This window comes from Lysinibacillus piscis (assembly GCF_026012395.1).
Classification (GTDB): domain Bacteria; phylum Bacillota; class Bacilli; order Bacillales_A; family Planococcaceae; genus Lysinibacillus; species Lysinibacillus piscis.
In genome coordinates, this window is record NZ_BRZA01000003.1 from 109,176 (window position 1) to 121,452 (window position 12,277).

10 protein-coding genes and 1 other annotated feature are annotated in these 12,277 nt (G+C 36.1%); of the genes, 3 read left to right on the forward strand and 7 right to left on the reverse strand.

Annotated features, from left to right (window positions below):
- Positions 1 to 8 precede the first annotated feature (8 nt).
- From hmpA to OPF91_RS13300, 5 genes are all read right to left on the reverse strand, one after another.
- On the reverse strand, positions 9 to 1,175 hold the full coding sequence (gene hmpA, locus OPF91_RS13280; RefSeq protein ID WP_264989294.1) for an NO-inducible flavohemoprotein: 1,167 nt from the start codon (positions 1,173 to 1,175) through the stop codon (positions 9 to 11).
- A 221-nt stretch (positions 1,176 to 1,396) separates the two neighbouring features.
- Complete coding sequence (locus OPF91_RS13285) at positions 1,397 to 2,467, reverse strand: HAD family hydrolase (protein WP_264989295.1); 1,071 nt, start codon at positions 2,465 to 2,467, stop codon at positions 1,397 to 1,399.
- Between the two features lie 76 nt (positions 2,468 to 2,543).
- Complete coding sequence (locus tag OPF91_RS13290; protein ID WP_264989297.1) at positions 2,544 to 3,407, reverse strand: beta/alpha barrel domain-containing protein; 864 nt, start codon at positions 3,405 to 3,407, stop codon at positions 2,544 to 2,546.
- Positions 3,408 to 3,435: 28 nt separating this feature from the next.
- Positions 3,436 to 5,034 carry a PTS sugar transporter gene (locus OPF91_RS13295; protein ID WP_264989298.1) on the reverse strand — a complete coding sequence of 533 codons (1,599 nt, stop codon included), beginning with the start codon at positions 5,032 to 5,034 and terminating at the stop codon, positions 3,436 to 3,438.
- A gap of 255 nt (positions 5,035 to 5,289) precedes the next feature.
- Complete coding sequence (locus tag OPF91_RS13300) at positions 5,290 to 6,039, reverse strand: GntR family transcriptional regulator (protein ID WP_264989299.1); 750 nt, start codon at positions 6,037 to 6,039, stop codon at positions 5,290 to 5,292.
- 269 nt (positions 6,040 to 6,308) lie between these two features.
- Here OPF91_RS13300 and OPF91_RS13305 point away from each other — a divergent pair, with 269 nt between their 5' ends.
- Positions 6,309 to 6,746 (forward strand): RrF2 family transcriptional regulator, encoded by a 438-nt coding sequence (locus OPF91_RS13305; protein ID WP_264989300.1) that lies wholly within the window; start codon positions 6,309 to 6,311, stop codon positions 6,744 to 6,746.
- Positions 6,747 to 6,799: 53 nt separating this feature from the next.
- Here the strand turns inward: OPF91_RS13305 and OPF91_RS19170 are convergent, their stop codons facing one another.
- Both OPF91_RS19170 and OPF91_RS13315 read right to left on the reverse strand, forming a co-directional pair.
- Complete coding sequence (locus OPF91_RS19170; RefSeq protein ID WP_264989302.1) at positions 6,800 to 7,780, reverse strand: GNAT family N-acetyltransferase; 981 nt, start codon at positions 7,778 to 7,780, stop codon at positions 6,800 to 6,802.
- A gap of 45 nt (positions 7,781 to 7,825) precedes the next feature.
- Positions 7,826 to 8,320, reverse strand: a complete 495-nt coding sequence (locus OPF91_RS13315) for a DUF1648 domain-containing protein (protein WP_264989303.1) — start codon at positions 8,318 to 8,320, stop codon at positions 7,826 to 7,828.
- A gap of 189 nt (positions 8,321 to 8,509) precedes the next feature.
- Here OPF91_RS13315 and OPF91_RS13320 point away from each other — a divergent pair, with 189 nt between their 5' ends.
- Together OPF91_RS13320 and OPF91_RS13325 are read left to right on the forward strand one after the other, a co-directional pair.
- A complete protein-coding gene (locus tag OPF91_RS13320) occupies positions 8,510 to 10,210 on the forward strand; it encodes a methyl-accepting chemotaxis protein (protein WP_264989304.1) in 1,701 nt (566 codons plus the stop codon).
- 133 nt (positions 10,211 to 10,343) lie between these two features.
- Positions 10,344 to 10,581: a binding site (T-box leader), on the forward strand.
- 55 nt (positions 10,582 to 10,636) lie between these two features.
- A complete protein-coding gene (locus OPF91_RS13325) occupies positions 10,637 to 12,208 on the forward strand; it encodes a 2-isopropylmalate synthase (protein WP_264989305.1) in 1,572 nt (523 codons plus the stop codon).
- Positions 12,209 to 12,277: the final 69 nt, after the last annotated feature.

Sequence of the window (12,277 nt, forward strand, 5' to 3'; positions counted from 1 at the left end):
ACGTTATTTTATTTAGCTAATTGCATAGATGGACCAAAGAATTCATAATGAATTTTGTCATCCTGCACACCGATTTCACGTAAATTTTTGATGACTGCTTCCATAAAGCCAACTGGTCCACATACATAAACATCTGCATTATCCGCCACTTTTTCCGTTAATAGCTCTTTCGTAATTAACTCATCTGCATCGGAATACAGTGCTGTATATGTTGCGTTTGGCAAAACATCCACTTTTTCTTGAATAGCTTCACTAAATGCTACTACCTTTTCATTGCGTGCACATTGGATAAAGTTCACTGCATTCGTAGCATCATTTTGTAATGACTGTAGCATACTGTTTAATGGTGTTACACCAATCCCACCGCTGACAAATGTAATCGGTGCAGTCGTTTCTTGCAAGACAAATTGACCTGCTGGCACACTCACATCTACTAAATCGCCAACTTGCAATGTATCGTGAATGTAGTTTGATACTCTACCATTCGGTGTGTGTTCATTTTCACGTTTCACAGAAATACGGTAACCATCCTCTGCACTTGCTTGTGACAATGTATATTGGCGATTCATTAAATATTCCTCACCTGGCACTTTTACTCGTACACTAATATATTGACCTGGCTCATAGGAAGGTAGTGCTGAACCATCTTCATTCACAAAATAAACAGATGTAACAAGCTCACTTTCTACTACTTTTTTCGCTACTTTCAATGGTTTAAATAAACGCCAGCCACCATTGTTTTCTGCTTTTTGATATAACTCTTCTTCCACTTGGATAAAGACATCCGCAATAACTCCATATGCCTCTGCCCAAGCATTAATAATTTCATCTGTTGCTGCGTCACCTAATACTTCTTTAATCGCTTTTAATAAATTTTCTCCAACAATCGGATAATGCTCTGGTAAAATACCTAAACTACGGTGTTTGTGTGCAATCAGCATCACTGCTGGTAAAATGGCTTCTAAATTTTCAATATGCACTGCCGCAGCATAGACTGTATTCGCTAATGCTGTTTGTTGACGACCTTGCTCTTGGTTTGTGTGGTTAAAAATATTTAATAATTCAGGATGTGATTGAAACATATTTTTGTAGAAAGTCCTTGTAATTTCTAAACCATGGACTTCTAATACTGGTACTGTTGCTTTAATAATTTGAATTGTTTCTTGTTTTAACATATTGTTTACCACCCTTTCGTGATTACAATATAACGCTTCTATTTCTTTAAAGCAATATTTAAAATACATCTTTAACAAATTAGACATAATTCATGTATTTAAAATACACCTTTTGTACACTCCTACATTTTTCCTTCTACATCGAATCTAACTTTTGAAAAGCTTAAGCTCAAGAGAAAGGATTCTCTTTGAGCTTAAGAAGTAGACAGTGACATTTATATTTAACTTAAACTCTCAAAATTGAAAAAAAAGTCTTCTACACTTTCAAAAATATGGAATACTCCCAATTGAACAAATTTATTTCTGCTAGTTTTTCCAGTTAGAACAGCAATAAAGCTGCAATTTAATTCCCTTGCACACATCATATCAGCAACAGAATCCGCTATAATCCAAACCCCTGAGAAGTCTTCATTATGTTGTTTTAAATCCAATAAAATTTCTAGAGGCTTCTGTGAACCTGCTATACTTCTGATATAAGGAAAAGGATTAGGTTTCCCTAATGGGGCATACTGAGAGAAATTCTTTTCAATTTCAAGTATATCTGTCATCGTCGTAATACTATTTGCATCAAAATAACTCATTAAATCATATTTTTGAAATGCATATTCGACATCTTCTTTCGGTCTTCCTGTAGCGACACCCAATAATATGTTTTCTTTTCTTAATCGGTTCAGTCCTTGTAGAAGAACATTATGATTAACTAATAACTGTTCTTCTCGATTCTTGAAAGATGCATGAAATATTTCTTGATATACGTTTTGACCTAGACTCCATAAACTATCTCTTAAATTGAAAAATTGTTTCTTAACGCCAAATTCTTCATAAATAAAATCATTGAAAACTTGAATTAATTCATTCCCTTCATAATGTGTATTTTTTAATTCTTCATTGAAGGAAGAGAAATCAAAAGAATCAAGTTTGTTTTTACAAATATCTTGAAGATCATTCACAAAATCAGTGGTTATTCCCTTATTAATTAGTTTTGTTACTTTGTCTTTAGAATTTTGAAATTCCATTCTCAAAATTTGCAGAATTTGAAATGATACTAAAAGATAAACGACATCCCAGTTATTGTTTATACCCCGATCCTTTAAGAATAATAAATTTTGTTCATGATTAAATATTCGATTTCTAATTACATTACTTTGCTGCTTTAAAAACATTGATTCTCGACAAAGATTTAAATAATTCTTGTTGCACAATAACTCATTTATAGTGAAAGCAGCCGTATCGAAGTATTTCTCTTCACTAAAAAATACCCCATCCAAATCAAAAATAATTTTCTTAAACAACTTCTCTCTCCCCTTTCAGGTATTAAAAAATGAAGGAAGCGTATTGCCTCCTTCATTTAAAGCTCTTAATCATTTATTATTTACTAAGTGCTTCCTTTGTTTTTTGATTGATAAAATGTGAAACCGCTTCTTGAGCCGCTGTTTTCACCATATCGTCAATAGCAGTACCTACTACTAATATATGAACACCTGTCTCTCTAAAAGCTTTAGAGTTTTCGATATTAATACCACCTTCAGCTAAAGTTGGCACTTTAACGCTTGAAACTAGTGCATGCAGTCTTTCTTTAATAATACTTGGTATTTCACCAGCGCCAACTCCTTCATAACTCATACCCGTCATCAAACCAATCATATCAACACCGATTTCTTCCATTCTTTTAGCAACTTGTGCAACTTCTTCTGGCGTACGTGCTGGAATACCAAAAGTATGCAAGTCATCAGGATGACCAATATAAGCATCCACCGTTAAACCATATTTATGAGCTTTTTCAACCAATTCTTCAAGATCCTCAAAGTTAGATTTATGTGTATGAAGACCATCAGCACCTGAATGGGACATTAACATAAAATCTTTATCCGTCAGCTCAACAGGAATCACTTCTGTGAAACCTCCAGGAATACCTACAGTGATATAAGGATCTCTTCCTATTGTGTTTCGGACTCCACGAACAACTTTTGCCATTTCATGAATATCAATTTCATGACGAATATTTTCAGCATCGTGCATTGTTGTAACACCCTTATGACCTCTAGCAAGAGCAAGCGCTGGATGGTTTGGTTCTAATAATTTAACACCGCTTTCTACCACTGCTTTTGCTAAACGAGCGTCATCTCCTGTAATACCTGTACTTAATAAAGTTTGACCACCATGTTCCTCAATAGCACTCCATACTTTAACAATAGCTTGTTCTCTTTTTTTAATCATATCACCTTTAAACATTATCATTCACTCTCCTATTTTTATTTCATTACACATTTTGATTAGATATTTCTTTATTTATTTGACTTGCTTGCTTTTTACTGGCCTTATTCGCAATTAAAGTAATAATAAAGGCACATAGTAGACTACCTAACATGGCAATAATTAACCCTGTCATATTATTTGATAACAGAGGGCTCATAAAAGCAGGAACATAGGCTGTTCCACGAATATTAAAATATCCAACAAGCGCGCCTCCAAAAGCAGCTGAAAATAAAGAACCTAGAAAAACTAACTTGTTGGAAAACATAAATGGATAGGCGGATTCAACAAATGTGCCAAATCCAATATTTATTAGGAATCCTGGTGTCGCTACCGCCGCTTCTCCTTTATCTCTAGGTGCAATAATATTAGCTAAGTTAATGCCTGCAGCCACCATTACCAAACCAACCATATCAATTGACCCCAAAAAGCTATTACCTGTCTTTTCCATTTCTAACAATACAATAGGTAGGATTGCTGCATGATAAACACCACCTAAAATTGCAGGCCAAATCAAAATACCTGCCAGTGTACCTGCAAGCAAAGGATTAAATTCCACAGCACTATTAATTGCAAATTTTATAAAGTTCCCTGCTTGAAGAGCGAATGGCGCAACTAGATAATAAACAATTAATCCTGAAATTAATCCACCAAAGCCACCTGCAATGATATTCGCTGTAGTCATCGGGAAACGCCATTGAACAGATTTTGCAAATAGGAATCTAACTAATAAACCTGCTCCAATCCCTCCAATGATTCCACCAATAATCCCACCTTCGATGGATAAGGTTCCTGCAATGACTCCTGCTACAATCGATATTTCATCCAGATCAGAAACTTGTTTAGCAGCGATAGCAGCTAATATAACAGGAAGCGCTTTCAACATGATTTCAAAAATATTATTGAAATCCTCTAATGCTGGTATTTGACTAGCTGCCAGTATAATCGCCATTGCAATAAAGCCAGGCATTGAAGCCTGCATAATTCCTTTTAAATTAATTGCCTTAAAAGGATTTCCCTTTGGATTGGCCGTGCTGTCACCAGCAGTGCTATTAAAAGAAGGTTGAAATTTATGACCCCAATATTTACTAAGTGACGTGATGAAAGATACAGCTCTTGTGCGATTCGTAGTTCCTGTCGTCCCTGATGTAGCAATTACATTTCCACCCTTTGAACTAATCATGGCCATTGATGTACCACCCGTTCCAACGATAGGAATCTTTTTCTCAATTGCTGCTAAGATAGCTTCTTTATTGGCGCCGACAGGATCAATACTCATAGTAATAAGACCATCTATTTCATCATTTCTGATTTTCTCTGCGATTCTTTTATCAGTCACAGCTACTTCATCATTTGTATCTTTTAGCAAACCATTATAAGTCTTAACTGGACACCTTTTTGACTCATCCCACAAAAAAATACCTGCTTTCGTAGAGTCCTTTGCTTTATCCATAGAAACTTCTGCAGCAATAAATTGAATTGCCGATACATTAAACCCCGCACTATCCATTTGATTTAAAATTTCCCCAAGTAATTTTTCTGGCTCTTTCCCTCCTAAATTATATAAATTCCCTCCACTACTACCGAGAATAGCAATGTTTTTCACCCAACATCCCTCCCTTTGTGTACATACAAAGTTTGTACGTACAAACTTTGTACACTCATAATACTAATTATTTAATTTTCTGTCAATACAAAAAATAAAGCGATTTCATTTTTAGTCTTTAAATTTAGTCATAAAAAAATACACCTTCAATTGTTAGATGGTATACCTAACAATTGGAGATGTAGTTCAACCTTCTTCTTTTATTTTACAGAGCGTGGAGAAAGTGCTTAGAAGGAGCAATTTGCAATGATGTAACTAATTTTCCTCATTTTTACGGGGCATACTAATAGTAAATAAATATTTATCATATGGATACCGAGCAAGTGTTAAAAAAGCGGGTCGCTGATTTTGTAAGAATGTTAGACATTTCATATACAAAAGAGGACTACCAGATGGAATTTGTAATAAAGCAGCTTGCTCTTCATCAGCCATAGTTGCTTGTAGAGAAATGTCTCCATGTTTAATTTGTAGTTTATATTCATTTTCCAATATAGTGTATAAAGACAATCTATCGAGATCTTTTGTATGTAAATCTGGACATAAATTGACATCTATATAGACTCTTTCAATCGACATAGGCTGACCATCGGCTAACCGCAGACGAACAATCTTATGAACTCTTCCAGTATCCTTGAGCATCAATTTATTTGCAATAGCATCACTAGGTCTATAATTTGTTTTAATGTCTATAATTTTTGAAGAAGGTTCTTTTCCTAACTCCCTCATTTGCTCGGAAAAGCTGTATAAATAAGACAGACGATAATTTGATTTTGAATACTGCACAAAAGTTCCTCTTCCAGGTTGTCTATATAGAAAGCCTTCATTAATCAACATTTGCATTGCCTGCCTTAATGTTTGCCTGCTTATTCCTAAATCTACACTAAGAACAGGCTCTGGCGGGATTTGCTTACCAGGTTCCCAATCTCCATTCAAAATTTTTTCCTTCATCCAAGAATATGCTTGTTTATATAAAGGGATGTTACTCTGTCTTTTAAATATCTCCATGGTGACTCTCTCCTTTCTTAATAATATGACACAAAGTGGATACAGTGGCAATTAATCTAAACCTTTTCATTATAGCATGGATTATTTATTGTGATCTTAAATAGATTACGGCAACAGTAAGCTATGAAAGTAGATTGTCCTTAGAATTAAGAAAAACACGTACATCAAACCAATAATTTTATCTTTTATAGACTTTATGTTATTTGGTTAGTTGTACCTCATATTGCAAAAGAAAAGTGTTATACTGATTATAGAAAGTAGGTATGATGATGCGACTAACATTATATACAGACTATTCTTTGCGCACACTCATTTATTTAGGTGCAAAGGAAAATGACCAGCTATCAACCATTCAAGAAATTTCGGATGCTTATAATATATCGAAAAACCATCTAATGAAGGTCACACACCAACTTGGCTTACTTGGCTATATCGAAACAATTCGTGGGCGTGGTGGCGGTATTCGTTTAGCTATCGATCCTAAAACCATCAGTATTGGTCAAATTGTACGACAAACAGAGGAAGACTTTCATCTTGTAGAGTGCTTTGATAAAGAGAACAATCTTTGCAAAATAGCACCAGAATGTCAGTTAAAAGGCGTTCTCTCTGAGGCATTACAGGCTTATTTAGCTGTGTTAGACCGTTATACATTGGACGATTTTTTACATTCAAAAGAAAAACTAATGGCTCTGTTGCATGGTGTCTAAATGATAAAAAGTCGGTTTCACGCCAAAATGTTGATGTGTAACCGACTTTTTAATTACAATTTTTTCGAAAAATATAACATATCATAAGCCCGAATCCCATGTTCATAAATCGGCTCTGCATAGCTACTGAAAAAATCCTTTTCAATTCGTTCCATTCGGAATCCTGCCTTTTGATAAAAAGCAATATTATCGATACTGGAATTTGCTGTGCCGACTTGCAATATTCGATAACCTTGCGATTGGCACAAATTTGTTAGTATATTGATAACGACCTTACCAATTCCTTTGCCTTGATATTTTGGCAAAATCGCTATATTTTTTAATTCCACAACTTCGTCAGACAATGCCAACAGCAATGCCACACCTGCTATTTGTTCACCACATTTTATGGCATATAGCTCCCCGCTATGCATATACTGACGCACTATTTCTTCATCCTCATCAGCTAATAGTAAATAAGATAAATAGTCTTCTCTCGATCCTTTGACCAGTTCAACCGTTGTACGATATTGTACAAAATCCACTCTCTCGAAAACATTTAATACACAGGGCTGTCTCTCTTTCGTTTCTAGCCAAGCATGCTCCTCAGGAAAATCAGCTTCAACCATTAGCTGAATAAAGGGTAGCTTCTCCTGCGCTTTTTGCGAGCGAATATTTACCGTTCGAGCGCCTGCAAAAACACGCTCAAGCCCTAATTCAAAAAACGCGATATCTAAAATAGCTATTTTCGCTTCAAGATTGTAGCCTTTTCCCCAAAATTCATAACCGAGCCATGAGCCAATATGACAGCTCTTTTTTTGCTGGTCAATAAACATTAAGGCTGTCACGCCAATTAGCTGCCCCTCTTCATCCAAAACAACCCGTGGCACGGTCTTCCCAGCTTCTTCGTCCACACACTCACGTTTAATAAAATTCATTGTATCTTCCACTTTGCCTACGGGTAATCCCAATGCCTCCCGTACCTGTGGCATGGATGTCAATGCATGCATAGCTTCTGCATATTTCAAATCATGTTTGACTAAAGTAACTGCCATTTCTCTTCCCCTTTGCCTGTCTTTACTTAGATCATCTAGACCAAATTATTTGATTTTAGATGAAACAATCAAACATTTAATCACTGGAATAGCTGTGCCGATGATGACAATTGGCAGGAACCACCATCCAAGAGAATCCGTTTTCTCCATAGCAATACGAATTGTTTGAACAGAAATTCCAGCAAATAAAATAAGACAAAAATTTTTCACTTCATTTAATAATTTTCGGCTATTTAAATAAAATCGCTCTACATTTTTTTCATTTAATCGTTCTGGATAATTATGAATATGTGGCATTTTTTCAAATAACGCCATCATTACCCATAAAATAAGCCCAATCGCAGGTAAAATTAATAACTGCCATTTAGAACCCCAACGATCCACTTCTCCTGCACCATCAAAGTGCATCGGAATATTTGTAGGTAAATCCTCCCACATATAAATCATATATAAAATAGATAGGATAAATAATCCGCCACCAATATAGTTACCTATTTTTTCAGCCTTTGTTTGTGGTAGCTTTAAAACTGGTCTATACATATTATCATTCCTTTTCAAATTTCACTGTATAAATAACATATAATAACATTTTCCTATTTTTTCAGCTACTATGTAAAGTAAAATTACTCATAATACTTTGTAAATTTCATATAATCTGATATAAATAATTATAGGGTATTTATGCTTGGAACATTTTCAACAAATCACCTAAGAAGGGGTTTTGCAACAATGCGCTTCACTATTTATAAAAAATTACTACTTGGATTTTTAGTTGTTATTTTAGTATTAGTTAGTATGGTAGGGTTAAATATTCGACAACTAAGTGCTGTCAATGCAACTTATCGAACACTACTTGAGGAACAAACGAATAATTCAATTGCCATTCAGGAATTACGTGTCATTGCAAAACAAGAGCTTGTGTCCTTAAGAGGGTACTTGTTACTTGGGAATGACCAAAACTTTAAAAGCAATAAAGATTCTCGGGAAGAATTCATTCAGAAGGTAGAATCTTTACAAACATCCTTGACTTCACAAAAGGCACTGGAAGCACTAGAAGCTGTTAGTAAAAGTGAGCAGGAAGTCCAACAATTTGCTGATCGCATGTTTGATTTAAAAGCAAATGGAGAAATGGAAAAATACGAGAAAATAGATAGTACACAAGGACGCATCATTATTAAGAAATTCGATGAGCGTGTGAAAAATTTAATCGATTATCAGCAAGAATATTTAGATAAAAAAATTGCAGATACGACAAAGCAAATCCAAGTGATTAAAACGCAAATGATTGGATTAGGTATACTAGCAATCGTTGTCAGTATGATTATTGCTTTTGTTATGGGCACGATTATTTCCCGTCCTATCAAAGGCATGTCCAAAGCAGCTATCAAAATGGCTGAAGGTGATTTAACTGCACAGCAAATTCGCATTAAAAATCGCGATGAGGTTGGGGAATTAGGAAATGCCTTCAACCAAATGACGCATAATTTAAGAGAACTTCTAACGAGTGTACGCTCCAATACATTTCAAGTAAGCGCCTCTGCTGCTGAGCTAACGGCTAGTGCTGACCAAACTATCCATGCAACGGAGCATATCACTTCGTCTTTACAAGAGGTCGCAAGTGGCTCTGAAGCGCAAGTACAACAAGCAGCAGATAGTGCAACAGCAATGAAAAATATGACTCAGGGCATCCAGCATTTAGCTTCTACAACTGCGGCTGTTGCTGAGCTGGCTGATGCAACAAGCAAAGAAGCAAATATTGGAAACGAATCTCTACAGCATGTTATTACACAAATGAACACGATTCATACAGCTGTTTTAGAGTCAGCCAATGTCATCAAAAATTTAGGTAGTCACTCTGCGGAAATTGGAAATATTATCACGATTATTACAGATATCGCAGAGCAAACCAATTTACTTGCCTTAAATGCAGCAATCGAGGCTGCACGAGCAGGAGATCATGGGCGTGGCTTTGCAGTTGTTGCGGAAGAAGTAAAGAAACTAGCCGAGCAATCGAAAAACTCCGCTGGGCAAATTGCTACCCTTATTTCTGAAATTCAACATAGCACTACACATGCCGTCACAGTAATTAATACAGGAACAAAAGAAGTACAAGTTGGTATGCAGGTTGTTAAAACTGCGGAAGAAGGCTTCTTTAAAATTGTTGAGCTTATCCAACAAGTCTCACAGCAAATTCAAGAGACAACGACTGTCTCTGAAGAAATGTCGGCAAGTGCTGAACAAATTTATGCTTCCTTCGATGAAATTAAAGCGATTGCCCAAAATTCGTCTTCTAATTTGCAAAATGTCGCCTCTGCTGCAGAAGAACAATTGGCAACAATCGAAGAGGTTGCGGCATCTGCTACAGCTCTATCCCATATGGCTGAAGATTTACAACATCAAATGTCTCGCTTTCAAGTAGAAGAACTTTAAAGCATCCAAACCCACTATTTCTTTGCATAGAAGCTAGTGGGTTTTTTACTGTACACTTACCTGAAAAGAATAAATTTTTAGAATATTGTTGACAAATTGATAATATCGCAGTATTATTGCTTTCAATAACACATTTCAAGCCTAGATTGGAAATAGTAGAAATGATACTGTACTTTAAGAGAGCCGATGGGTGGTGCAAATCGGTAGACAGACATTTTGAACTCATCCATGAGCTACTCCCTGAACATATAGTAAGGGATGTCGGATTCCTCCGTTAACAGGATAGACAGTGATAGCTGTCAATAAGAGGGCTTTCTCTGTAAGGTGAAGGTCAACTAGAGTGGTACCGCGAGCATAAACTCGTCTCTATACAAGTGATAGAGATGGGTTTTTTTATTTGACTAAAACAGAAGGAGTGTTTAATAAATGAGCAGAAAAATTTGGGTATTCGATACAACATTACGTGATGGTGAGCAAGTACCAGGAGCAAAATTAAACCTATATGAAAAAGTAGAAATTGCACAGCAGCTAAAAAAATTAGGTGTGGATATTATTGAGGCTGGTTTCCCTGCTTCTTCACAAGGAGATTTTGAAGCAGTCAAAGCAGTTGCACAAAAAGTTGGGAACACAAGTGATATTATGATTACAGCGCTAGCACGTGCTGTAAAAGCAGATATCGATTCCGTCTACAATGCCGTCAAATATGCGGAAAATCCAATGATCCATATGGTACTTGGAACTTCTGATATTCATGTAGAGAAAAAATTCAGTAAATCGAAAGACCAAATTCTACAAATTGGTGTGGACGCGGTCAAATATGCGAAAACCCTTTTGCCACAAGTACAATATTCAACAGAGGATGCATCACGCTCTGACTTTGAGTATCTTTGGAAAACAATTGAAGCTGTAATGAAAGCCGGTGCAACAATGATTAATGTACCAGATACAGTTGGTTTTGCAGAGCCAGAGGAATTTGGTGCATTGATTTATAAGCTAAATGAGCGTATGAAAAACTTAGACGACCGTGTATTGCTAAGTGTTCACTGTCATAATGACCTTGGTATGGCGACAGCCAACACACTAGCTGCTATTAAAAATGGTGCAGACAAAGTAGAATGTACAATTAATGGTATCGGCGAGCGTGCTGGAAATGCCGCATTAGAGGAAGTTGTTATGGCTCTTAAAACGCGTGGCTCTATTTACAATGCTGAAACACGCATCAATACAAAGGAAATTATGAATACGTCACGTCTAGTATCTAGCTTTATGGGCTTAGATGTACAAGTAAATAAGGCAATTACAGGGGACAATGCTTTCGCACACTCCTCTGGTATCCACCAAGATGGTCTGTTAAAATCTCGTGATGCATATGAAATTGTTCATCCAGAAGATGTGGGTCTAGATGATATGGAGCTTGTACTAACAGCTCGCTCTGGTCGCCATGCCGTGAAAAATGCGCTTGAAAAATTAGGCTTCTCAAATCTTTCAACAGATGAATTTGAGGGTATCTTTGAAGGCTTCTTAAAGTTAGCTGATGCGAAAAAAGAAGTATACGACCACGATTTATATGTCATTGTGGAAAGCTATTATGAAAAACATGATGCCAACAATGTTAATGCAACGAGCTTTAGCGACCAATTCTACGATTTCGATGATTTACAAGTCGTCAGCAACGCCAGCTTCCCTTCTGCAAGCGTGAAAATTCGCAAGGGTGGCGAGGTATTTAAAGCAAGTGCAGTTGGCTCAGGTCCAATTGATGCTCTATATTCTGCTATTGCTGAGGTGACACAAATTGATGTCAAACTAGTGGAATATAATATTAACAGTGTGTCACGTGGCAAGGAAGCACTAGGAAAAGTAAAAATCACTGTAGAGCATGAAGGTGAAAAATACATCGCCAAAGCTGCAGATACTGATATTTTAAAAGCAAGTGCACTAGCTTACATCAACGCTATTAATAGTATTGTGGTTGCACAACTTACACCTGTGAATAATTAAAAGACAAAAGCAGTATGGCGATGAGCTATACTGCTTTTACTCCTATATAGGTCTAAAGTTATAATTCGC

Excerpts from the sequence above, each read along its gene's own strand:
- hmpA (WP_264989294.1), bottom strand. The coding sequence starts at position 1,175 with ATGTTAAAACAAGAAACAATTCAAATTATTAAAGCAACAGTACCAGTA.
- OPF91_RS13290 (WP_264989297.1), bottom strand. The coding sequence starts at position 3,407 with ATGTTTAAAGGTGATATGATTAAAAAAAGAGAACAAGCTATTGTTAAA.
- OPF91_RS13300 (WP_264989299.1), bottom strand. The coding sequence starts at position 6,039 with ATGGAGATATTTAAAAGACAGAGTAACATCCCTTTATATAAACAAGCA.
- OPF91_RS13305 (WP_264989300.1), top strand. The coding sequence starts at position 6,309 with ATGCGACTAACATTATATACAGACTATTCTTTGCGCACACTCATTTAT.
- OPF91_RS19170 (WP_264989302.1), bottom strand. The coding sequence starts at position 7,780 with ATGGCAGTTACTTTAGTCAAACATGATTTGAAATATGCAGAAGCTATG.
- OPF91_RS13315 (WP_264989303.1), bottom strand. The coding sequence starts at position 8,320 with ATGTATAGACCAGTTTTAAAGCTACCACAAACAAAGGCTGAAAAAATA.
- OPF91_RS13320 (WP_264989304.1), top strand. The coding sequence starts at position 8,510 with ATGCGCTTCACTATTTATAAAAAATTACTACTTGGATTTTTAGTTGTT.
- OPF91_RS13325 (WP_264989305.1), top strand. The coding sequence starts at position 10,637 with ATGAGCAGAAAAATTTGGGTATTCGATACAACATTACGTGATGGTGAG.